This is a genomic window from Hymenobacter amundsenii (assembly GCF_002204745.1).
Classification (GTDB): domain Bacteria; phylum Bacteroidota; class Bacteroidia; order Cytophagales; family Hymenobacteraceae; genus Hymenobacter; species Hymenobacter amundsenii.
In genome coordinates this window covers 66,476-88,573 of record NZ_NIRR01000017.1, presented here as the reverse complement: position 1 = coordinate 88,573, position 22,098 = coordinate 66,476, and the positions used below count along the sequence as shown (strand labels likewise).

General features: G+C 58.3%; 20 protein-coding genes. 19 read left to right on the top strand and 1 reads right to left on the bottom strand.

The genetic code is table 11. The features are described from left to right. The first annotated feature begins 290 nt into the window (after window positions 1–290). The 10 genes from CDA63_RS11575 (at window position 291) to CDA63_RS11530 (ending at window position 9,859) form a co-directional block, all read left to right on the top strand. Window positions 291–1,103 carry an enoyl-CoA hydratase/isomerase family protein gene (locus CDA63_RS11575; RefSeq protein ID WP_088464613.1) on the top strand — a complete coding sequence of 271 codons (813 nt, stop codon included), beginning with the start codon at window positions 291–293 and terminating at the stop codon, window positions 1,101–1,103. Between the two features lie 110 nt (window positions 1,104–1,213). After that, window positions 1,214–1,714: a sterol desaturase family protein gene (locus CDA63_RS11570; RefSeq protein WP_088464612.1), complete on the top strand. Its 501-nt coding sequence runs from the start codon at window positions 1,214–1,216 to the stop codon at window positions 1,712–1,714. 29 nt (window positions 1,715–1,743) lie between these two features. After that, window positions 1,744–2,661, top strand: coding sequence for a MerR family transcriptional regulator (locus tag CDA63_RS11565; RefSeq protein WP_088464611.1), 918 nt, complete (start codon window positions 1,744–1,746; stop codon window positions 2,659–2,661). Window positions 2,662–2,911: 250 nt separating this feature from the next. Next, window positions 2,912–3,427: a sigma-70 family RNA polymerase sigma factor gene (locus CDA63_RS11560; RefSeq protein WP_088464610.1), complete on the top strand. Its 516-nt coding sequence runs from the start codon at window positions 2,912–2,914 to the stop codon at window positions 3,425–3,427. A 238-nt stretch (window positions 3,428–3,665) separates the two neighbouring features. Further along, the gene (locus CDA63_RS11555; RefSeq protein ID WP_165768278.1) at window positions 3,666–5,150 is read left to right on the top strand and encodes a phytoene desaturase family protein; all 1,485 of its coding nucleotides are present in this window, start codon (window positions 3,666–3,668) and stop codon (window positions 5,148–5,150) included. Between the two features lie 127 nt (window positions 5,151–5,277). Continuing rightward, window positions 5,278–6,120 carry a phytoene/squalene synthase family protein gene (locus CDA63_RS11550; protein WP_088464609.1) on the top strand — a complete coding sequence of 281 codons (843 nt, stop codon included), beginning with the start codon at window positions 5,278–5,280 and terminating at the stop codon, window positions 6,118–6,120. A 165-nt stretch (window positions 6,121–6,285) separates the two neighbouring features. Then, window positions 6,286–6,759: a hypothetical protein gene (locus CDA63_RS11545; RefSeq protein WP_126546829.1), complete on the top strand. Its 474-nt coding sequence runs from the start codon at window positions 6,286–6,288 to the stop codon at window positions 6,757–6,759. Window positions 6,760–6,881: 122 nt separating this feature from the next. Next, window positions 6,882–8,084 (top strand): carboxypeptidase-like regulatory domain-containing protein, encoded by a 1,203-nt coding sequence (locus tag CDA63_RS11540; protein ID WP_088464607.1) that lies wholly within the window; start codon window positions 6,882–6,884, stop codon window positions 8,082–8,084. Window positions 8,085–8,214: 130 nt separating this feature from the next. After that, the gene (locus CDA63_RS11535; protein ID WP_088464606.1) at window positions 8,215–9,063 is read left to right on the top strand and encodes a 4-hydroxy-3-methylbut-2-enyl diphosphate reductase; all 849 of its coding nucleotides are present in this window, start codon (window positions 8,215–8,217) and stop codon (window positions 9,061–9,063) included. A 136-nt stretch (window positions 9,064–9,199) separates the two neighbouring features. Next, window positions 9,200–9,859 (top strand): fatty acid desaturase, encoded by a 660-nt coding sequence (locus tag CDA63_RS11530; RefSeq protein ID WP_199797525.1) that lies wholly within the window; start codon window positions 9,200–9,202, stop codon window positions 9,857–9,859. A 102-nt stretch (window positions 9,860–9,961) separates the two neighbouring features. Here CDA63_RS11530 and CDA63_RS11525 read toward each other — a convergent pair whose 3' ends face one another. Continuing rightward, window positions 9,962–10,696 carry a LytR/AlgR family response regulator transcription factor gene (locus CDA63_RS11525; RefSeq protein WP_088464605.1) on the bottom strand — a complete coding sequence of 245 codons (735 nt, stop codon included), beginning with the start codon at window positions 10,694–10,696 and terminating at the stop codon, window positions 9,962–9,964. Between the two features lie 310 nt (window positions 10,697–11,006). Between CDA63_RS11525 and CDA63_RS11520 the strand changes: the two genes are divergently transcribed. The 9 genes from CDA63_RS11520 (at window position 11,007) to CDA63_RS11480 (ending at window position 22,080) form a co-directional block, all read left to right on the top strand. Beyond that, window positions 11,007–11,591, top strand: coding sequence for a hypothetical protein (locus CDA63_RS11520; protein WP_088464604.1), 585 nt, complete (start codon window positions 11,007–11,009; stop codon window positions 11,589–11,591). A 282-nt stretch (window positions 11,592–11,873) separates the two neighbouring features. Then, on the top strand, window positions 11,874–12,350 hold the full coding sequence (mraZ, locus tag CDA63_RS11515; protein ID WP_088464603.1) for a division/cell wall cluster transcriptional repressor MraZ: 477 nt from the start codon (window positions 11,874–11,876) through the stop codon (window positions 12,348–12,350). Then, complete coding sequence (gene rsmH / locus CDA63_RS11510) at window positions 12,322–13,299, top strand: 16S rRNA (cytosine(1402)-N(4))-methyltransferase RsmH (RefSeq protein ID WP_262490660.1); 978 nt, start codon at window positions 12,322–12,324, stop codon at window positions 13,297–13,299. The genes mraZ and rsmH overlap by 29 nt, the downstream gene beginning before the upstream one ends. 142 nt (window positions 13,300–13,441) lie before the next feature. Continuing rightward, complete coding sequence (locus tag CDA63_RS21080) at window positions 13,442–14,155, top strand: FtsL-like putative cell division protein (protein WP_199797524.1); 714 nt, start codon at window positions 13,442–13,444, stop codon at window positions 14,153–14,155. Then, complete coding sequence (locus tag CDA63_RS11500; RefSeq protein WP_088464602.1) at window positions 14,152–16,317, top strand: penicillin-binding protein; 2,166 nt, start codon at window positions 14,152–14,154, stop codon at window positions 16,315–16,317. Before CDA63_RS21080 ends, CDA63_RS11500 begins: the two co-directional genes overlap by 4 nt. An 82-nt stretch (window positions 16,318–16,399) precedes the next feature. Continuing rightward, a complete protein-coding gene (locus CDA63_RS11495; protein ID WP_262490659.1) occupies window positions 16,400–17,875 on the top strand; it encodes a UDP-N-acetylmuramoyl-L-alanyl-D-glutamate--2,6-diaminopimelate ligase in 1,476 nt (491 codons plus the stop codon). A 241-nt stretch (window positions 17,876–18,116) separates the two neighbouring features. Further along, on the top strand, window positions 18,117–19,337 hold the full coding sequence (mraY, locus tag CDA63_RS11490) for a phospho-N-acetylmuramoyl-pentapeptide-transferase (protein WP_088464600.1): 1,221 nt from the start codon (window positions 18,117–18,119) through the stop codon (window positions 19,335–19,337). A gap of 119 nt (window positions 19,338–19,456) precedes the next feature. Continuing rightward, window positions 19,457–20,815: a UDP-N-acetylmuramoyl-L-alanine--D-glutamate ligase gene (gene murD, locus CDA63_RS11485; RefSeq protein ID WP_088464599.1), complete on the top strand. Its 1,359-nt coding sequence runs from the start codon at window positions 19,457–19,459 to the stop codon at window positions 20,813–20,815. Between the two features lie 92 nt (window positions 20,816–20,907). After that, window positions 20,908–22,080: an FtsW/RodA/SpoVE family cell cycle protein gene (locus CDA63_RS11480; RefSeq protein WP_088464615.1), complete on the top strand. Its 1,173-nt coding sequence runs from the start codon at window positions 20,908–20,910 to the stop codon at window positions 22,078–22,080. Window positions 22,081–22,098 lie beyond the last annotated feature (18 nt).

Genomic DNA, 22,098 nt, shown 5'->3' with positions numbered 1-22,098 from the left:
CCTAGCCCTGACCATGCAGCAATTTCACTTCCTGGCCTTTGCGACACTCTTGCTGGCAAAAGGCGTTTTCCGAGCCACTAGTCCATAACAGGCTCTAGCGGGAGCCATTCGGCCCGTTAATCGAAACTGCCGGCCGTATTAAGTCAGTAGTTCGTATCATAATAGCATCAATTTTGCTAGGTTTGGTTTCTTCGACCTTTTCTCCCCCATTTTTCGCTCGGCCCGGCCCAGGCGGTTTTGTCCGCTGGCTTCCGCCGATTTTTCTCACTGCCCCCATACCCCCCTGATCCATGGAAGACATGCCTACTCAGGAGCTGGAAGAATTGCGCTACATCCGTTACGATGTGCAGGATTCCATTGGCTACATCACCCTGAATCGACCTGATAAGCGTAACGCGCTAAATGCCAACGTAGTAACTGAGTTAAAGCAATCATTCGCCTTTGCTGAAGACGATGATGATTGCAAAGTCATCGTGTTGCGGGCCGCCGGCGACGTGTTTTGCGCCGGAGCCGACCTGGGCTACATCCAAGAGCTCCAAAGCTTCGGCTACCAGGATAACCTGGCCGATTCGACCCACCTCATGCAGCTGTTCCACCAGATTTATACCCTCAACAAGGTGGTTATCGGGCAGGTGCACGGGCACGCGCTGGCCGGCGGTTGCGGGCTGGCCACTATCTGCGACTTCGCTTTTACGGTACCGGCCGCCAAATTCGGCTACACGGAAGTTAAAATTGGCTTCCTGCCCGCCATTGTCAGCATTTTCCTGCTCCGTAAAATCGGCGAAACCCGCACCAAGCAGCTGCTGCTCACCGGCGACGTGATATCGGCGGAGAAGGCGATGGAGTACGGCCTCGTAAACTTCGTAGTGCCCGCCGAGGAGCTGGCCGACGAGGTGTACCGTTTCGCCCGCCGCCTCTGCGTCGAGAATTCGGGGCAGAGCATGGAAATCACGAAGGAAATGATGGCCCGCCTGCCCGAAATGCCCCTCGAAGACAGCCTGCGCTATGCTGCCCGCATGAACGCCGATGCCCGCAGCTCCGACGACTGCCGCCGTGGCATTGCCGCTTTCCTGAATAAGGAGAAGCTCACCTGGGATAACTAGGAAGGTTGGCAATAAAAGGGCGTCATGCTATACCCGGCATGACGCTCTTTTTATTTCCAACCCACTATCAACCGGTAAAACCTATCACTTCTAAGCTGGTTAGCCCTAGTATGACAATGCTGGCAGCCGTAGCCGTAACCACGGCTACTTTCTTCGGGATGGAATTCGTAGCCTGGTTTATGCACCGTTTTGTGCTGCACGGACCGCTGTGGTTTTTGCACCGCTCCCACCATGTGCGCCATCCGCACAATTTCGAGCGCAACGACTTTTTCTTCCTGTTCTACGGCTCGCTCTCGATGCTGCTTATCGTGTTCGGCTCGCCGACCCACGATTTTAGGTTTTGGATGGGGGTGGGCATTGCAGCTTATGGAACGCTGTATTTCTTCGTGCACGATGTGCTAATTCATGGGCGGTTGCGGTTTTGGCGCAAATCGCGCAACACTTACCTGCGGGCCCTGAATATGGCCCATAAAATTCACCATAAAACTACTGGCCGCGACGGTAGCGAGGAGTTTGGTTTGTTGTGGATTTCGCCCAAGTATTTCCGGTTGGCCCTGCGGCGTCCGGCGCCAACTAGGGTAATTAAATCGCGCTCCGCTACGGCGGGCTAACTCGACCGTAGTGGTTGTAAATTAACGCTGTGGGACAATTCTCCATTTCTGACTTAGAGCACCTTTCGGGCATCAAGGCGCATACAATTCGCGTCTGGGAGCAGCGCTATGGCATATTACGGCCAGTGCGCACCGCTACTAACATCCGTACCTACTGCGATGATGATTTGCGCCGGCTGCTGAACGTAGCTACGCTTTGTAGTCGGGGCCACCGGATTTCGCAGGTGGCCAAGCTCAGCGAGCAGGAGCTGACCGAAGCGGTTATTTCCTTCAACGACGACGCCCACGATTACTGCCAGCGCGTTAATGCGCTGCTGGCCGCCATGATCGAAATGGACGAGTGCCAACTCGTTAAGCTACTCAACCATACCATTGCCCAACGCGGAGTCGAGGAGGCTATTCTGCGGGTGGCGTACCCGTTCCTGCAACGGATTGGCGTAATGTGGCAGGCCGGCAGCGTGAATCCAGCCCAGGAGCACTTGGTCACGAATATGTTGCGCCAGAAGCTGATGGCAGCCACCGATGCGCTGCCGGCGGTAGCACCCGCCACGGCCCAGCGCTGGGTGCTGTTTCTGGCCGAAGGTGAAATGCACGAACTAGCCTTGCTGTTCATGAACTACGTGCTAAGGGCCCGAGGACATCACGTACTGTACTTGGGCCAGAACCTGCCTATTTTAGAGCTGAAAGCTGTCTGTGACATTTACGAGCCCCACGCCCTGCTGACGGTGATGACGGCCGTACCCGAACGCGACCACGTGGCCGGCTTTGTGCAGAAACTAGGCGAATACTGCCCCGATAGCCAGATTTATCTGTATGGTCCGCTGGCTCAGCTTGATTTTCCGCTGCCACCCAAAACAGCTCGGCTGGCTTTGATTACCGATTTCATTGCCTTGGCCGATGCATCGGTGCCGGTTGCCAAGAAGGCCAAACGCGGCGTAGCGTTATAAAACACATCTTATCGTTTGGTGCCCATTGCCGTGTGTGGTGGGGCAGAGGTGCGCTGTAAAACTTAGACTAGCAATGGGAATGCCTGGGTTTTGCGCCGGTCCGACGAGTTACTAGAAATATAAAAACGGCCCTTAGGTGCGGAGGGGCAATACATTGGGAAAAGAAGCGAAATAAATTGGGGTCACCCCGTCTTTTTTGGGCGAAGGCTCGTATATTTGTTTAACTTTTTGCCACGAAAAGCTAAACAGTATGACCTCCGTAGAATTCACTGACCAAGTACAGAAGATTTCCTACTCGCTGAAGCCCGTGGCGATGAACCTGACCCGCGACGCGGACGATGCCAAGGACCTGGTGCAGGAAACCTTGCTCAAAGCCATGTTGAACAAGGACAAGTTCAAGACGGGCACCAATTTGAAGGCATGGTTGTACACCATCATGCGCAACACCTTCATTAACAACTACAACAAGATTACCAAGCGTAATAGCAACATCGATAGTACGGAGTACTTCCAGTATTTTAATACCGATGAAAACTACATTACGCACAACGGTGCCAGCTCCGATTTCGTAGTAACGGACATCAACGCGGCCATTGCCGGCCTTTCGGCCGACTACCGGACGCCATTCATGATGTACTACATTGGTTACAAGTACCTGGAAATTGCTGAGAAGCTGCAAATTCCGATTGGAACCGTTAAAAACCGTATTCACATCGCTCGCAAAGAACTTAAGCTGGCGCTGAAGACATATGCCCCCGGCGTGTAGGGAATAGGGAGAGAGTACAGACCCGCCCCGGGCGTATCGCGGGCCGCGGACTACGTTTCGCCTTCGGGCGACGTGGTTTGCGGCCCGTCTGCTTGTGGTAGTCTCACGCTGTTACTTTGTCGCAGTCAAAACCTCTGGCGCGGCAGCCGGTATGGTAAGCGGTACCCGGGCAGTAAAGCCGCAAAATCCCATCTTTGCGCAAGCCGGGTTCATCTGACTGGGATAATTTATTTTGCTTGTGAGCGGTAAACACGTCATTGTTATTGGGGCCGGCTTCGCAGGGTTGTCGGCGGCTACTTCGCTGGCCCAACACGGCTGCCGCGTAACGTTACTGGAAAAAAACGAGGGCCCAGGCGGCCGGGCCCGGCAGTTCCAGGCCGAAGGGTTCACCTTCGATATGGGCCCGAGCTGGTACTGGATGCCCGATATTTTCGAGCAGTACTTCGCGCGCTTCGGCCGCAAAGTTTCGGATTACTACAACTTAGTCCGGCTCGATCCCTCGTACCAGGTTATTTTCAAGGGCCCCCAGGCAGTAGATATCCCGGCCGCCATGAGCGAGTTGCGGGCGCTGTTCGAACGGTTTGAGCCCGGCAGTGGGGCGCGGCTCGATGAGTTTCTGCGCCAGGCGGCCTACAAGTACAAGGTGGGCATCGGCAAGTTCGTGCACATGCCCGGCCGCTCGCTGCTCGAATTCGCCGACCCACGTTTGCTCGTGGATGCCGTGCGCCTCGATTTGCTCCAAAGCATGCACAAGCATGTGCGCAAGTTTTTCAAGGACCCCCGGCTGCTGGAGCTGGTCGAGTTTCCGATTCTGTTTCTGGGCGCCACGTCCGAAAATACGCCGGCGCTGTACTCGCTCATGAACTACGCCGACCTGGCCCTGGGGACCTGGTATCCGATGGGTGGGATGCACAGAATTGTGGAGGGCATGGTGGCCCTGGCCCGCGAGCAAGGCGTCAGCATCGAGTACAATGCGCCGGTAGAAAAAATCGTGGTGGAGAATGGCCGGGCTACCGGCGTGCAGACCGCCGCTGGTTTCCGGCCCGCCGATGTAGTGGTGGCCGGAGCCGACTACCACCACGCCGAGCAGCACCTGCTGGCTCCCGAGTGGCGCACTTACGACGAGGCTTATTGGGATAAGCGCACGATGGCGCCCTCGTCGCTGCTGTTTTACCTGGGCGTGAACAAGCGCCTGCCCAACCTGCGCCACCACAACCTGTTTTTCGACGAAGATTTCAGCCTGCACGCCGAAGAAATCTACGAGGACCCCAAGTGGCCCAGCCGCCCACTGTTCTACGTGTCGGCCCCCTCGCAGACCGACCCCTCAGTAGCACCGGAGGGCTCCGAAAACATCTTTCTGCTGATTCCGGTGGCCCCCGACTTGCCCGATCCTGAAGCTACCCGCGAGCATTATTACAACCTGATTATGGAGCGGCTGGAGCGCCACTGCGGTACCAGTATCCGCGACGCGGTGGTGTACAAACGCAGCTACGCCCACCAGGATTTCATGGACGATTACCATAGCTACAAGGGCAACGCCTATGGCTTGGCCAACACCCTGCGTCAAACCGCCATCCTCAAGCCCAGCCTCAAGAGCAAGAAAGTGAGCAACCTCTACTTCACCGGCCAGCTCACCGTGCCTGGCCCCGGCGTTCCGCCTTCGCTCATTTCGGGCCAGGTAGTGGCAGGGGAAGTGTTGAAAGAATTAAGAATTAAGAATTAAGAATAAAGAATAAAGAATATTGTTTAGAATGCCTAAAAATCCTGTTCATGAATTAAGGAAATGAATTTGCTGTGGGAGTATTCCGGCAGGAGGTTCTTAATTCTTAATTCCTAACTCTTAATTCAATTTGGACCACGTAGCTCTTTTCACCGAAACCAGCCGGGCGTGCAGTAAGCTTATCACGCAGCGGTACAGCACCTCGTTTACGCTCGGCATCCGCACGCTCGACCAACGGTTTCATTTGCCAGTGTACTCGGTGTATGGGTTTGTGCGCTGGGCCGACGAAATCGTAGACACGTTTCACGACCACGACAAAGCTGCGCTGTTCGCCGATTTCCGGCGCCAGACCTACGAGGCTCTGGACAAACGTATCAGTCTGAACCCGGTGCTACACGCGTTTCAGGATGTGGTGCACCAGTATGGTATCGACCGCGAATTCATCGATGCGTTTCTGTACAGCATGGAAATGGACCTCGATGACCGCAGCTACGACCAGTCGCTCTACGCGAAATACATTTATGGCTCGGCCGAAGTTGTGGGCCTGATGTGCCTGCGGGTATTCTGTGAGGGCGACCGGGCCCAGTTCGACCATTTGCGTGAGCCCGCCCGGCGGCTGGGCTCGGCCTTCCAGAAAATTAACTTCCTGCGCGACATACGCTCCGATTATGAGGACCGCGGCCGGGTATATTTTCCGGGGGTGCGCTACGACGAGTTTACCGATGAAGTGAAGCGCGACATCGAGGCCGATATCCGGGCCGATTTTGAGGCCGGCTACGCGGGCATCGTGCAGCTACCGCGGGCGGCCCGCCTGGGCGTGTACCTGGCCTACGTGTATTACCTGAAGCTTTTCCACAAAATCCGGCAGCTGCCCGCGCGGCGCATTTTGGGCGAGCGGGTGCGGGTGCCTACCAACACCAAACTGTTGTTGCTAATGGGCTCCTGGTTCCGCTATCGGCTGGCACGTATTTGAGGTGAGAGAAAAGCCTGACAGACTAAGTTTCGCCGCTTGGCGTTATTATTGAAGGAGAATTTGCCGGCGTGCCTGGCTTGGTTTCGCCCCATCAGTCTGTCTTTTAGCTTTGATTTCGTGCTTAAATATCTGTTCCTAACCCTCTTCCTTACTTTTTCTACCCTCGTGTCTACCGAAGCCAACCCCTACGCCGTTCCGCACCTACGCCGCCAGTATCAGCAAGCCGCCACTAACAAGGAGGCTGGCGAGAAATTCCATAAGTTCATGGCTGCCTACACCCAGCAGAACGCCGTGGTGCTGGCTTACAAGGCCGCCGCAGAAGCTATTCGGGCCCGCGATGCGTCGATGTTCAACAAGCTTACTTACGTGCAGCAGGCCAGCAAGCAGTTCGAGCAAGCGGTGAAGCTCGATGCTGACAACCCGGAAATCAGGTTTCTGCGCCTGAGCGTGGAAAGCAACCTGCCCAGCTTCCTGGGCCTGAGCCAGCACGTGGATGAAGACCGCCAGTTTCTGCTCGATACCTTGCTGAATCATCCCAACTCGGGGCTTGATGCTGAATCTTTCGGTTTGGTACGTAGCTTCCTGGTAGAGCGCGGCCACGTTTCCGAGTCCGACGCGCAAAAGCTGGCCCGGTTGTAGGCATAGGGTTTTTAGCCGGTCAGCAGGTGGCTCCGTTGTGCCCGTTTGGGCGTTGCGGGGCCGTTTTTTATCCTGCGCCGCGTCCAACAGGTGGTTGGGTTTCTCACTTCTTCTTTCGCGATATGAAAGCTGTATTGTTATTGGTGCTGGCCGTTGTGCTGAGCGGGGGGCAGATATTGGCGCAGCAACTACTGCTAAAAGGCCGTGTGCTCGATGAGCGGCGGCAGCCAGTGCCTTATGCCAACGTGGGGCTGGTTGGAGCCGAACCAAGTACTGCCACTAATGAGGCCGGCGAGTTTGTATTGCGCGTGGCCCAGTTGCCCCAACAGCTAACCGTTGTGAGCCTGGGCTACGAACCGCTTGTAGTAACAGTAGCTTCGGCTGCCGCGCCGCTCACCCTAACGCTCCGGACTAGTGCCGTGGCCCTGCCCGAGGTACGGGTGCGCAACCCCACCCAACTGGCCAACGAGCTGGTGCAGCGGGCCAGCGCTAAACTAGCCCGTCATCGGCGCCAATCGGTGTATGGTCAGGCTTTCTACCGTCAGAAGCAGCGCCACAACGGCCGCTACACCGAGTTCGTGGATGCCTTTTACGACGTGCGCTCCACGCCCGAGGGTGTGAGCGGCTGGCAGCTGACGCAGGCCCGTTATGGGCAGGTAGCGGAGGAAACGGGCGTGGAAATGATGAATTTCTCGGCTGCCATCCGCCTGATTCCGGTGTACGACCCTAAGCCTAGCCGGCGCAAAGTGGCCGTGCCGCTGGGGCCGCTGGCCACCCGGCAGTTCACGTTCGAGCTGCGTGAAATTCTACAGAGCAAAGGGCAGGAAATAGCCGTTATCAACTTCGCGCCCCGCCCCGAACTGGGCCAGTCGGGCCTGAGTGGTACGCTTTACCTCGATCTGAAAACGGCCGCCCTGTGCCGGGTGGAAAGCCGGGTGCCAATTGCCGATCTGATGAGCCTGCAATTCGGCGAAGGCACCAGCCTCGACTCGCAAACCATGCGCCTGACCACCGATTTCGTGCCTTATCAGGATTCGCTCAGCCGGTTGCAGGCCGTGCGGGCCGAGCAGCGCATTGTACTTCGCTACCAGGGCCGCCCCGATACCACCACCGTGAGCGGCAACCTGTTCTTTTACAACTACACCGCCGGAGCGACTGGTAAGGGCTACAAGGCTACCGGCGTCAACTACCACGACCTCAAGCAGGCCAGCAAGCAAGCCTACGACCCCACGTTCTGGCGCAACCGCGAAATCTTACGGGCTTCGCCGGCCGAGGAACGCGTTATTCGCGACCTGGAGCAACAAAAAGCCTTCGGTACATTTTAGGTAGCGCATTGCACGCCAGTTGGTTGCGATGAATCGGCTGCCGGCCTTGTGCGGCTGATTTTTCGCCGTTTGGTTTCTATCTTACCTCAGCCGTAACCTTCCGGGCGGTTCCCTGGTTACTGCGTTAGCTATGCCGCACCACCTGAGCGTCCGTATTGATCCTAATTCCGGCTTCTGTTTTGGCGTCATCTATGCCATTCAAATGGCCGAAGACCTGCTCGACGAGCAGGGCTACCTGTATTGTCTGGGCGACATCGTGCATAATGATGAAGAAGTAGAGCGTTTGGAGCGCCGGGGGCTTCGTATCATCGATTATGAGCAGCTAGCAGCCCTACGCCGGGAAGCTGTGCTCATCCGGGCCCACGGCGAACCGCCAAGTACCTACCAGATGGCCATGGAAAACGAGCTGACGCTCATCGACGCCTCGTGCCCGGTGGTACTAAAGCTCCAGAACCGCATCAAGACCAGTTACGATAAGCAGGACCGCATTTTCATTTACGGCAAGCACGGCCACGCCGAGGTGCGCGGCTTATTGGGCCAGACTAGCGGCAATGCCATCGTATTTGAGAGCTTAGAGGAGTTGCTGGGCCACGAGTTGCCCGCCCGCCTCACCCTTTATAGCCAGACCACCAAGAGCACCGATTCCTTCTACCGCATCAAGAACGAACTGCAGGAGCGCGGCTACGAGGTCAACGCTAACGATACCATCTGTCGGCAGGTGAGCAACCGCGACAAGGATCTGCGGCGCTTTGCTGCCCAGTACGACCAAGTGGTATTCGTGTCGGGCACCAAAAGTTCTAACGGCAAGGTGCTTTACCAGGTTTGCAAGGATACCAACGCCGCCACGCACTTCATTTCCAAGGTCGACGACTTACGGCCCGAGTGGTTCGGCCCCGGCCAGAGCATCGGTATCTGTGGTGCCACTAGCACGCCGCTCTGGCAGATGGAGCAAGTCCGCGACGCGCTGCTGGCGCTGTGAGGCGTCGAACGAGTGATTAAGAATGAGCGAGTCGATGTATTCCGTAGCTGAAACAGCCGTTTCTGGCACCGCTAGCTCTGCCAAGGGCCAGCCCGAACGGGTGCGGCCTGCGCCGCTCGGGTGGCGGGGCGTGGGCATGGCGGGCCTGATTATGGTTACTTGGGCCGGACTGCTCGCATTTCTGCTGGCCTTTTACCAGCCCGATTGGCGCACCCCGTGGCCCTATCTGCTGGCTCTGCTGCAAACGCATCTTTATACTGGCCTTTTTATTACGGCCCACGATGCCATGCACGGCGTGGTGAGCCCGCATAAACGGCTCAATAATGCTATTGGCCTGCTTACGGCCGGGCTGTTTGCCTTCAACTGGTTCCCGGGGATGCTGCCCAAGCACCACGCCCACCACCGCCATGTGGCCACCGAGCACGACCCCGATTTCCACAACGGACGCCACCCTGGCTTTCTGCCTTGGTTCGCCCGCTTCGCTTGGAACTATGTGACGCTGGGGCAGGTGGTGCTGATGGCAGCGACTTACAACGTACTCAAGCTGTTTTTCCCTCAGGCCAACGTTATAGCCTTCTGGATGCTGCCGGCCATACTGGCCACCCTGCAGCTGTTTTACTTCGGTACCTACCGGCCTCACCGCGGCGAGCACGCTCCCGATAACGCCCATAAGTCGCGCAGCCAATTCCGCCACCACCTCTGGGCATTCGTGAGCTGCTACTTTTTCGGCTACCACTACGAGCACCACGATCAGCCTTATTTGCCCTGGTGGCGGCTATGGCAGGCCAAAGGATAATTAAGGGGCATCACTTCTTGAAGGCTGGTAGCGGGCTGATCATGGAAACAGACATGTTCTTACGCACGCCTGCCGCACAACCAGCTTCAATGCTTTAAGTCCCTAATTCCTTCTGATGAGGGAGTGGTTGACGATTTGCTCGGTTACCCGTTCGCGGTACGTTTGGCCCAGGGGTAAGGCGTGGCCGCCCACTTTCACTTCCAGCGACGTCATGGAATCGATGCGGGCCGCATTGACCAGGTAGGAGCGGTGGGTGCGGATAAAGAGGCCGGCCGGGAGTTGGTGTTCCAGGTTTTTGAGGTTGACCAGCGTGAGGTGGGTACGGCCGTCGGCGGTGTTGATTTTGGTGAAATCCTTCAGCGCCTCAATGTAGAGTACCTCCCGGTAATGCAGGCGCACAAACTGGGCATCGGTGCGAATAAAGAACGAACCCCAGCCGGTAAGCGTGTCGCTTGGAATCTCGGTTGCTGCGGTCTGCACTCGCAGAATGCTGGCTACTTTATTGACGGCTTTCAGGAACCGGTCGAGCGAAATCGGCTTCAGCAGAAAGTCGATAACATCGAGGTTGAAGCCTTCCATGGCATACTGGGGGTGGGCTGTCATGAGCACCACCAGTGGGGGCTGCTGCAACGAACGGACCAGATCGATGCCCGTGAGGTGGGGCATGGTGATGTCGGAGAACAGCACCTGTACTTGGTGCTCCATCAGGTAGCGGTGGGCCTCCAGCGGATCAGTGAAGACCGCCTTTATATCCAGCACGTCAGTCATGGAAATATAAGCCTGCAAGAGGTCCAGAACCAGCGGGTCATCGTCGAGCAGCAGGCAAGAAATCTTCATAAGGGAACAGCGTAACCGAGGTGTAGTAGGTGAATATAAGGGGATAAAGCTGAATTGTCTTATAAATTATGGAAAGAAAACAATTTATATGGACCGGGGAGTAGTGTCTGTCTACTTTTCTAGCCGGTTGCTCTACTATTAATGGTTTGATCAATAGATCATTACTTATCTTATGTCAAGTGCCTGATCGGACGACGGAAGCCCGTGCTACAAGAAAAAGCTCCAAGTGGGTTTTGGAGCGTTCTGGCTGATGGGTGCCGTGCCATGTGGTCGCGGCGGGCAGTTGAAACGGTATTTTTATCCGGCTAGTATGGACTCAATTTCCTCAACTGCCATCACCCTCGCCAGTGAACCCTCGTCCCTCGTGCTGGATGCGGTGCTGACCATCAAGCAACACGAGAGCATCCGTCGCTCGTTACGGACGGCTTTCGGAGTGCGTACCCGGTCGCTGCATTTACGTGTTGACCCCGCCATGGACTTGCTTTTCCTCTGCGAGGCCGTTGTGCCGGGCTCCTCATCCTGTCTGGCTGCCGTCACGCACCCGGCCGTCACGTCTGTAGTACTCCGCCAAGCCACGCTCACCCGAATTCGAAACCCCAAACTGGCAGTTGGCCAGGGCAGTGCCTCACTCCGTTTCCTGGAAAAGGGCAACTGCTTTCTGACTGCCAACAGCCAAAAAGTGCCCATTGCGAGCTTCGGCCCCACCAACGTGCAGCTTTCGCAAATTGAGATGGAGCTACTGGGCCAACCTAATCTGCTGGAATTTCTGCGGGCCGAGTTCTTCACGCTGGAAATTTCGGGTACCAACTGGCGGCGGTTAAGCTGTTCGCTGACTTTGCAGGTAAACCTGCAGTTTGAGGTTCGGTCGGCAATGCAAATAAGAGCCAAGACCTGAGGGGCTGTTCAGCGGCCTTTGTGTTTGCCAAAGCCCATCGATGCCCTTCGGAAGGCGCTTTGAAGTGTATAGCTTCCCAGAGGTGAAGTGCTGCCGACGCCGGACCAGTGGCTTACACAAAAGCCTAACCAGACCAGCCGCGCTGCACCCTGAAACGGGTAAAAGAGCCAATGACGCGGGTTTCTGGGCAGGTGGTAGAAAATGGTAAATCGTGGTTGGCTTTTCCGGCGGGTTCCGTACTTTTGCTATATCCCGTTGCTGTGCCCCATTTTCTCCTTCGTCATGACCACCCAGCTGCTCTCCGGCGAGTACGAGTGCAAGCTCGACCCCAAAGGTCGGCTGGTGTTGCCGGCGAAGGTGAAGGCCAACCTGCCCGAAGCCTCGGGCACCCAGTTGGTGCTGGTACGCGGCTTCGAGCCCTGCCTGGTGCTGTACCCGCGCTCGGCCTGGCGCGTGATTCATGAGAAGGTAATGGCCCTCGATGAGTTCAACGAGGAGTACCGGCAGTTTCAGCGCAACTTTTTCCGGGGCATGACGGAGGTGGAGCTGGATAGCATCAGCCGGTTTATGCTGCCCCGGACCATGCTGCGCTACGCCGGCATCGAGCGAGAAGCCATTATTGTGGGGCTGGGCAACCGCTGCGAAATCTGGGACCCCACCCGCTACGACGACTACCTCATCAAAGACCAGCAGAACTTCTCGAAGCTGGCCCAGAAATTCCTGACCACCGATGTCCCTTTTGGCCCGGTGGCCGCCTGACTCCCTGTTTACCCAAGCCGTGACCGACTACGCCAACGATACCGCCTACCACCGCCCCGTGATGCTGCGCGAGTGCCTCGAAGCCCTCGAAATTCAGCCCCACGGCCGCTACGTGGACGTCACGTTCGGGGGAGGAGGCCACTCGGCCCGGATGTTGGAGCGCTTGCAAAGTCCCGGCCATCTGTTCAGCTTCGATCAGGATGCCGACGCCGAGGCCCAGGCGGCGCAACTGGTCCGGCCCGAGTTTACCTTCATCCGGGCCAACTTCCGCCATCTGTATCAGGAGCTGGACCAGCGCGGTGTGCTGCCCGTTGATGGGCTGCTGGCCGATCTGGGCGTGTCGTCGCACCAGTTCGATACGCCCGAGCGTGGTTTCAGCACTCGTTTCGATGGGCCGCTGGACATGCGCATGGACCCCGACGGCGACGACACCTCAGCCGCCGACATCATCAATGATTACCCCGAGGCCGAGCTGCACCGCATTTTCGGCATGTACGGCGAAGTGACGAATGCCCGCACACTGGCCGCTACCGTGGCCGGCGCCCGGCGCGGGCAGTCCATCACGACCATCGCGGCCCTCAAGAAAGCCATAGCGCCCTGCACGCCCCGGGGCAAAGAAAACAAGTACCTGGCCCAGGTTTTCCAGGCCCTGCGCATCGAGGCCAACGATGAAATGGCGGCCCTGCGCGACATGCTGGAGCAAACCGCCCAGGTGCTACGCCCCGGCGGCCGGCTGGTAGTCATGAGCTACCACTCGCTCGAAGACCGACTGGTCAAGAATTTCCTGGCCAAGGGTAAGTTCTTTGGCGAGGCCGACAAGGACCTGTTCGGTCGGACCGATTTACCCTTTTCCGTTGTCACGCGCAAACCAATCGAAGCTACGGCCGAAGAAATTGCCCTTAACAGCCGTGCGCGAAGCGCGAAGCTGCGCATCGCAATTAAGAATTAAGAATTAAAAATGAAGAATTACCGTGTTCATTGGCAATCCTCAGTAGCTGCTGGTCGATTGATTGACTATGCGCCTTCGATATTGACGGATGCGGTAACTCCCCATCCTTAATTCTTGATTCTTAATTCTTAATTGAAAAAGAATGTCTGCCAACACCGTTCGTCCTGCCAGCAGCCCACCCCGCGCCAACGTGCCCCGTGCCGTAGAGCCGGAGCCGGTGCGTCCGCTAGTGGAGGAGGCTGCGCCGGCCAAGGCGCCGCCACCGGCGCCCCAGCCCGTCAGGGCAGCCCGCGCCGCGCCGCGCCCGCGCAGCACCTGGAGCGTATTCACGCTGCTCGACCGGGCTACGCGGATGGATGGACTGTTTCGGGAGGGGCTGCCGGTGCGGTTGCTGCCGCATCTGCTGTTTATTATGTTCCTAGTGCTCCTCTATATCGGTAACACGCACTACGCCACCCGCATGAACCGCGGTATTCAGAAGCTTAAAATTGAAACCGAGGATCTGCGGGCCGACTACACAACGCTGAAATCGGACTACATGGAGGCCAGCAAGCAGAGCGAGGTGGCCCGCCGGGTGGCCGCCTACGGGCTGGTAGAAAGCTCCTCGCCGCCCTTCCGCATTGCCGTGCCCGCCGGCGGCCTCGACGCGGCCAAGCTCGATATGATGCCGGTGTTGACTGCTGACTCGGTGGCCGCCATGACCGCTCGCGCCCGCGCCGACTCGCTGCGGCGAGTTGTAGGGCCCGCTCTCGGCGGCGACACGGTGGAGGTAGGCGCCCCGCCCGTGCCCGTCGGGGCTGATTTCAATGGCGAGCCGGCCGCCGCATCTACTACCCCACCACCCCGCCGCAAGTGAAAGGAAACGTTAAAAAAAGCATTGTTACCCGTATCCGGCTGGCGTTTTTGGGCGTCTGCTTGTTTTCGGCGGCCATTGTGTGGCGCATTGCCCACATCCAGTTTCAGGAGGGAGCCCGCTGGAGCGCCCTGGAGCAGGAGCGCCGCATCGTATACCAGCCCGTTTTCGCCACCCGGGGTAACATCTACTCTGATAACGAGAGTATTATGGCTACCTCGCTGCCCTTCTACCGGGTGGCCTGGGACCCGAGCGTGGTGAATGAGGCGCTGTTCAACCAGAAAGTCGATTCGCTGGCCGGATTGCTGGCGGGCTTTTTTGGCGACCGGAGCAAGCAGGAATACTACCGCAAGCTCAAGAACGCCCACGACCCCAAGCGGGGCGTACGCTACATCCGCCTGAATTCGCGGCAAATCAACTTTCAGGAGAAGAAGGAGCTGGCCGACTGGCCGATTTTCCGGGAGGGCAAGAACCAGGGCGGGGTTATTTTTGAGAAAATTGACAAGCGGTTCCGGCCCTTCGGCGGGCTGGCCCAGCGCACGATTGGTTTCCTGAACGAGGACAAGAACGGAGCGGGCCTGGAGTTCACCTTCAACCGCCACTTGGCCGGCCGCGACGGCGAAGCGCTGTTCGAGCGCCTGCCCGGCGGCAACAAGCCCATCTACGACGGTACCGAGGTAAAGCCCCAGCCGGGCTACGACGTGAAAACGACGCTCGACATCAACCTCCAGGATATGGCCGAAAATGCCCTCTACAAGTCGCTGGTCGAGAATAATGCCCAGTACGGCACCGTGATTCTGATGGAGGTGAAAACCGGAGCCATTAAGGCCGTGGCCAACCTGGGCAAGGTGGCCGAGGGCGTGTACCGCGAGAACTACAACTACGCCATTGCCGACCAGGGCCGCACCGAGCCGGGTTCCACCTTCAAGCTGGCCTCGATGATGGCTGCTTTCGAGGAAGACCCCGATCTGCAGCTCACCGACACGATAAACACCGGCCGCACCGGCTCGCTGAAAATTGGCGGGGCCGTGAAAACCGACTCGCACCCCTACGGCCGCATCACGCTGCAACAGGTGTTCGAGAAATCGTCGAACATTGGTGTGGCCAAGCTGACGGACCGCGTGTTCAGCAAGAACCCCGAGAAGTACACCGACTACCTCAAGCGTTTCGGGCTGGATAAGCCGCTGGGCTTCCAGATGGCCGGCGAGGCCCGCCCTTATATCAAGGACCCCAACGACCGGAGCTGGAGCCGTACCTCGCTCACGACCATGAGCATCGGCTACGAGCTGAAGCTGGCCCCGCTGCAAACGCTGGCCTTTTACAACGCCGTGGCTAACGGTGGGGTAAAAATGCAGCCCATGATTGTGAGCGAAATCAAGCAGGCCGACAACGTGATTGAGCACTTCGAGCCGGTGGTGCTAAACCCCAAAATCTGCTCCGAAGAAACGCTGCAAAAGGTGCGTACGATGATGGAAGGCGTGGTGGAGCACGGCACGGCCCGCGGCATCCGCACGAGCGACTACCTGATTGCGGGCAAAACCGGCACGGCCTGGAAGTTCAAGAACGGAGCCTACACCCGCACCTATTCCACCAGCTTCTGCGGCTACTTCCCGGCCGACAATCCTAAGTACAGCTGTATTGTGGTGGTCGACTCGCCCAAGAACGGCCGCATTTACGGGGCCGACGTGGCCGCGCCGGTGTTCCGCGAGCTGGCCGATAAAGCCATGGCCCGCGACGCGGCTTCGCAACGCCCGCTGCTGGCCCGCGCTCCGGTGCATAAGTCGGTGGTGCCGCTGGTGAAGGCCGGCCTCCAGGACGAGCTGACGATGATGTTCGACCAGCTCGGCGTGCAGCACGAGGGCGCGTCCTCCACCGACGACTGGGTGCGCACGGCCCGTGCCGATTCGGAGTCGGCCGACGTGCGCCTGCGCCCCATGCCGTTGCGCCCCGGCCGGGTACCTAATGTAGAGGGCCTCACCCTGCGCGATGCGCTTTTCCTACTCGAAAACCGGGGCCTGCGGGTGCGCAGCAATGGCTCGGGCCGGGTGATAAGCCAATCGGTAGCCGCCGGCACGCCCGCCCGGCGCGGCACTACGGTGGTGCTGCAACTGGAGCCAATTGGGACCCAATCGAGGCCGCTGGCGGTGCAGACCGCTGCGCCCTGATGATGCCATCTGGCATCCCTTTCAGCACGCTGCGTAGCCCTGGGATGCCGGGACGTAACCCCAACGATAGACCAGAATAATCTTGAACCAGACTACCTCCCTTTCGCAACTCCTGTCTACCGTAACCATGCTCGACCAGCATGGACCTACGGGCCCGACTATAACCACTCTTACGCTGGATTCGCGCCAAGCAGGGCCGGGAACGGTGTTTTTTGCCTTGCGCGGCACGGCTACCGATGGCCACGAATTCATTGCCAAAGCGGTAGAGCAAGGCGCGGCCGTAGTGGTGTGCGAAGAGTTGCCAGCCGACGTCAGCCCTGCCACGACGTATGTGCTAGTGGCCGATTCGGCCCAGGCAATGGCCCTGATGGCGGCTGAGTTCTACGGGCATCCTTCCAAGGAAATGCATCTGGTGGGTATTACGGGCACCAACGGCAAAACCACCTGCGCCACCATGTTGCATAAGCTGTTCCGGGAGTTGGGCTACCACTGCGGGCTGCTGAGCACAGTGCAGAACCAGATTGACGAGCAGGTTATTGCGAGCACCCACACCACGCCCGATGCTATCCGCCTCAATGCGCTGCTGGCCCAGATGCTGAACGCCAGCTGCACCCACGTGTTTATGGAGGTCAGCTCCCACGCCGTGGTCCAGCACCGCGTCACGGGCCTGCACTTTGCGGGCGGTGTGTTCACTAACCTCAGCCACGACCACCTCGACTACCATGGCACCTTCGATGCGTACCTGAAGGCTAAAAAGGGCTTTTTCGATATGCTGCCCAAGTCGGGTTTCGCCCTCAGCAACGCCGACGACAAGCGCGGCGCGGTGATGCTGCAAAACGTAACGGGCCGCCGCGAGCTGTACTCGTTGCGTGGCCACGGCGAGTTCCGGGCCCGGCTACTCGAAAATGCGGTTCATGGCCTGCACCTCGAAATAGAGGGCCGGGAGGTGCAGTTTCGGCTCATCGGCGTCTTCAATGCCTACAACCTGCTAGCCATTTACGGCACGGCGGTGCTGCTGGGCGAAGACCCTACGGAAGTCCTGACAGTCCTTTCGGGCCTGACCTCGGCCCCTGGCCGGTTCGAGCCGGTGGTATCGGCGAAAACGCGCATTACGGGCATCGTGGACTATGCCCACACGCCCGACGCGCTGGAAAATGTGCTCCAGACCATTGCCGACATCCGCCAGCCCAGCCAGCAAGTGATTACGGTGGTGGGCTGCGGCGGCAACCGCGACGGAGCCAAGCGACCCATCATGGCCCGGCTGGCCGCCGAATTGTCCGACCGTGCCGTGCTCACCTCCGACAACCCCCGCTTCGAGGACCCCAACGACATTCTGGCCCAGATGCAGACCGGCGTGCCGGCTGCCGCGCTGGGCAAAGTCCTGACCATCGCCGACCGCCGCGAAGCCATCAAAACGGCCGTGGCCCTGGCCCAGCCCGGCGACATCGTGCTGATAGCGGGCAAGGGCCACGAAACCTACCAGGAAATCAAAGGCATCAAGAACGACTTCGACGACAAGCAAGTGCTCAGGGAGATGTTTGAGCTGCTGGGGAAATGAGTTGCTGGCGCGTAGAAAAGCACGGTCATGCTGAGCGCAGCGGAGCGGAGTGAAGCATCTCTACCGAAGTAGTAACACCTGCTAATTGCAACGAAGCGGTAGAGATGCTTCGACTCCGCTCCGCTGCGCTCAGCATGACTCGCGCTCTTCACAACTGACAACTACCCTTTGACCCCAACCCAAAAAACCGAACCTTTGCAGTCCGCAAATCTCCCCAACCCGACTGCCGACCACCGCGCCCATGCTGTACTACCTCTTCAATTACCTTTATAAAGTACACCACATTCCGGGCACCGGCGTGATGCAGTACACCTCGTTTCGGGCGGCGCTGGCCATTGTTTTCTCCCTCATCATTGCCCAGTACTTCGGCGCGCCGCTGATTCGGCTGTTGCAGCGCCAGCAGATTGGCGAAACCATCCGCGACCTGGGTTTGCAGGGGCAGTCCGAGAAGAAGGGCACGCCCACTATGGGCGGGCTTATCATTCTGCTGGCCATTCTGGTGCCGGTGCTGCTGTTTGCCAAGCTCGAAAACATCTACATCATCCTCATGATTTTGAGCACGGTGTGGCTGGGACTGATCGGCTTTGTCGACGACTACATTAAGGTAGTCAAGAAGGACAAGGAGGGGCTGGCCGGCCGTTTCAAGATTCTGGGCCAAGTGGGTTTAGGCCTTACGGTAGGCTGGGTACTGTTTTTCAGCAACGACGTAACCGTGCGCCAGTACGCGCTGGCCAACGGCACATTCTCGGCCGTAGATGCCAGCGGGGTGTACCAGGATGTGAAGCTGATGATTACCACCGTGCCGTTCCTCAAAAACAACGAGCTCAACTACGGCGACCTGTTCGCCACGGCCGGCGACTTCTTCAACGAGTACTACGCCTTCTTCTACGTTCCCATCGTCATCCTCATCATCACGGCCGTTAGCAACGGCGCCAACCTCACCGACGGCCTCGACGGGCTGGCGGCGGGCACCTCGGCCATTATCGGGACCACGCTGGCCATTTTCGCCTTCGTGAGCGGCAACGCGTTGCTGGCCGACTACCTCGACATCATGTTCATCCCGAACTCGGGCGAGCTGGTCATTTTCTGCGCTGCCTTCGTGGGGGCCTGCGTGGGTTTTCTGTGGTACAACAGCTATCCGGCCCAGGTTTTTATGGGCGATACGGGCTCGTTGGCCATCGGCGGCATCATCGCCGTGCTGGCCCTCATCGTGCGTAAGGAGCTGCTGATTCCGGTGCTCTGCGGGGTGTTCCTGATCGAAAGCGTATCGGTGATGGCCCAGGTAAGCTACTTCAAATACACCCGCAAAAAGTACGGCGAGGGCCGCCGCTTGCTGCGCATGTCGCCGCTCCACCACCACTACCAGAAGCTCGGCTACCACGAGTCCAAAATCGTGTCGCGCTTCTGGATCGTGGGTATCATGCTGGCCGTCCTGACATTGGTTACCCTGAAACTGCGCTAATTGCTTAGAAGTGAGCTAGGAGAGGTGATAAGTGAAACCGATAGCCGCTATTTGAAACGGTATCAGTTGAACTTCGCTTAAATGTCCCGCTCAGTCTCACTTCTCACTTCTAACATCTCATGTCTAAAATCATCATTCTAGGAGCTGGCGAGAGTGGGGTAGGGGCAGCGCTGCTGGCCCAGGCCAAAGGCCACACCGTGTTCGTGTCCGATAAGAGCCCGATTCAGCCCCGTTACCAAGAAAAACTGCGCAACGCCAATATCCGATTCGAGGAAAACCAGCACACGCTGGCGGAAATCCTGACGGCCGATGAGGTGGTGAAAAGCCCCGGCATCCCGGAGAAAGCGCCCGTTATTCAGGAACTCAGAAAGAAAGGCACACCCATTATTTCTGAAATTGAGCTGGCCGGGCGCTACACGAAAGCCCGGTGCATTGGCATCACGGGCACCAACGGCAAAACCACTACCACGCTGCTCATTTACCATCTGCTGAAGGAAGCCGGCCTGAAAGTAGGGCTGGCCGGCAACGTGGGTTACTCGCTGGCCGAGCAGGTTATTGCCGATGAGCATGACTACTACGTGGTGGAATTGAGCTCTTTTCAGCTCGACGATACCTACGATTTTCAGCCCTGGATTTCGGTGCTGCTCAACATCACCCCCGACCACCTCGACCGCTACGACTACTCGCTCGAAAAGTACGCCCAGTCCAAACTGCGCATCACCCAGCGCCAGGACAGCAGCGACTTCTTCATCTACAACGCCGACGACGAGACGATTCAGCGCCACTTCCTGGCCGCGCTGCGGCCCATGCGCCAGCTGCCCTTCAGCCTGCACCAGCGCCCCGGGGTGCAGCTGGCCGGCTACTACCTCGACGAAACCACCGTGCAGGTAGACCTGCAGCCCGGCACGCCCGGCGAAACCGAGCAGGTCAGCACCGCCGCTTCGCCACTCATCGGGCAGCACAACCGCCAGAACACGCTGGCGGCTGTACTCTGTGCCCGCATTGCCGGCCTCGAAACTGCCCAGATTGAGGCTGGCCTGGCCACGTTCCAGAACGCCGACCACCGCCTGCAACTGGTGGGCGAAAGCAACGGCATCCGCTTCATCAACGACAGCAAGGCTACCAACGTGGAGGCCGCCTGGTACGCCCTCGACGGCATTACGGCCCCCATCGTCTGGATTGCGGGCGGCACCGACAAGGGAAACGACTACACCAGCCTAATGCCGTTGGCCCAAAGCCGCGTAAAAGCGCTAATTTGTCTGGGCCTCGACAACGAAAAGCTCAAAGCCAGCTTCGGCAACCTGGTTCCTCACCTCGAAGAAGCTCGAAGCATGGATGCCGCCGTGCAACGAGCCGCCGCCCTCGCCGCCCCCGGCGACGTAGTGCTGCTCTCGCCCGCTTGCGCCAGCTTCGACCTATTCCAGAACTACGAGGACCGCGGCCGGCAATTTGTGGCCGCCGTATCCGCGCTGATTTAGTTGTTGGCAAAGAACAACTCCGTTTAGTCCCGAGCGAACGAGAAAAAATCAGCTTAATCAATTCAATCAGCGAAAATCAGTGATTTATGGAAATGGTAACCAACTGGCTCCGCAAAAACCTCAAGGGTGACCCCATCCTATGGGGCATTGTGGTGCTGTTTTCGCTGATTTCGATTGCCGTGGTGTACTCGGCCACGGGTACGCTGGCCTACAAGAGCCGGGGTGGCAATACCGAGTACTTCCTCATGAAGCACACCGGCCTGATTGTGCTGGGCTTGCTGTGCATGTGGCTGGCCCACCGCGTCGACTACCGCCACTACTCGCGCCTGTCGCTTTACGCGCTGCTGGCGTCCGTGCCGCTGCTCATCTTCACCTTCGTGATGGGCGGCGACATCAACGGGGCCTCGCGTTGGATGACTATTCCCGTCATCAACCAAACCTTCCAGCCCTCCGACCTGGCCAAGCTTGCCCTGATTTCGCACCTGGCCTCCATGCTCAGCCGCCGCCAGCAAAACGTAGGCGACTTCAAGACCACGTTGTTGCCCGTGATGATCTGGGTGGGCGTTATTTGCGGGCTCATTATCCTGTCTAATGCTTCCACGGCCCTGCTGCTGTTTGCCACCTGCCTGCTGTTGATGTTTATCGGGCGGGTGCCGCTCAAGCAAATGGCCGTAATGGTGGCTATTGGCGTGGTGGTGGGCGGCGTGGGTCTGGCATCCGGACAACGCCTGCAAACGGTAAAGTCGCGTATCGAGAGCTTCACTGATAAGAGCAAGCCGGTGCCGTTTCAGCTGGAGCACGCCTACATCGCCGAGGCCACGGGCGGCGTGTTTGGTAAGGGGCCCGGCAAAAGCACCGAGCGCAACATCATGCCCCACCCGTACTCCGACTTCATCTACGCCATTATTATTGAAGAATACGGCATGTTCGGGGGCGTAATCGTGCTGTTTCTCTATTTGGCCTTTCTCTATCGAGGGCTAAAAACGGTGATGAACAGTTACGGGGCCTTCGGGGGGCTGCTCTCGGCGGGCCTCACGTTCAGTCTAGTATTACAAGCTATGGTGAATATGGGCGTGGCCGTGGGTCTGGGTCCCATTACCGGCCTGCCGTTGCCGCTGCTGAGCATGGGCGGCACTTCGCTCATTTTTACCGGCATCAGCATCGGCATTATCCTGGCCGTGAGCCGGGGCGAGCGGGAAATCCGCCCGATGGCCGGCGAACCCGCCGACACGCCCCGCATCCCGCGCGTATCGCAATACGCCTGATTTCTGGTTTTTAGTTTT

Coding starts and splice junctions, on each gene's coding strand:
- CDA63_RS11575 (WP_088464613.1), top strand. CDS start 291: ATGGAAGACATGCCTACTCAGGAGCTGGAAGAATTGCGCTACATCCGT.
- CDA63_RS11570 (WP_088464612.1), top strand. CDS start 1,214: ATGACAATGCTGGCAGCCGTAGCCGTAACCACGGCTACTTTCTTCGGG.
- CDA63_RS11560 (WP_088464610.1), top strand. CDS start 2,912: ATGACCTCCGTAGAATTCACTGACCAAGTACAGAAGATTTCCTACTCG.
- CDA63_RS11540 (WP_088464607.1), top strand. CDS start 6,882: ATGAAAGCTGTATTGTTATTGGTGCTGGCCGTTGTGCTGAGCGGGGGG.
- CDA63_RS11535 (WP_088464606.1), top strand. CDS start 8,215: ATGCCGCACCACCTGAGCGTCCGTATTGATCCTAATTCCGGCTTCTGT.
- CDA63_RS11530 (WP_199797525.1), top strand. CDS start 9,200: ATGGCGGGCCTGATTATGGTTACTTGGGCCGGACTGCTCGCATTTCTG.
- CDA63_RS11525 (WP_088464605.1), bottom strand. CDS start 10,696: ATGAAGATTTCTTGCCTGCTGCTCGACGATGACCCGCTGGTTCTGGAC.
- CDA63_RS11520 (WP_088464604.1), top strand. CDS start 11,007: ATGGACTCAATTTCCTCAACTGCCATCACCCTCGCCAGTGAACCCTCG.
- mraZ (WP_088464603.1), top strand. CDS start 11,874: ATGACCACCCAGCTGCTCTCCGGCGAGTACGAGTGCAAGCTCGACCCC.
- rsmH (WP_262490660.1), top strand. CDS start 12,322: ATGTCCCTTTTGGCCCGGTGGCCGCCTGACTCCCTGTTTACCCAAGCC.
- CDA63_RS21080 (WP_199797524.1), top strand. CDS start 13,442: ATGTCTGCCAACACCGTTCGTCCTGCCAGCAGCCCACCCCGCGCCAAC.
- mraY (WP_088464600.1), top strand. CDS start 18,117: ATGCTGTACTACCTCTTCAATTACCTTTATAAAGTACACCACATTCCG.
- murD (WP_088464599.1), top strand. CDS start 19,457: ATGTCTAAAATCATCATTCTAGGAGCTGGCGAGAGTGGGGTAGGGGCA.
- CDA63_RS11480 (WP_088464615.1), top strand. CDS start 20,908: ATGGTAACCAACTGGCTCCGCAAAAACCTCAAGGGTGACCCCATCCTA.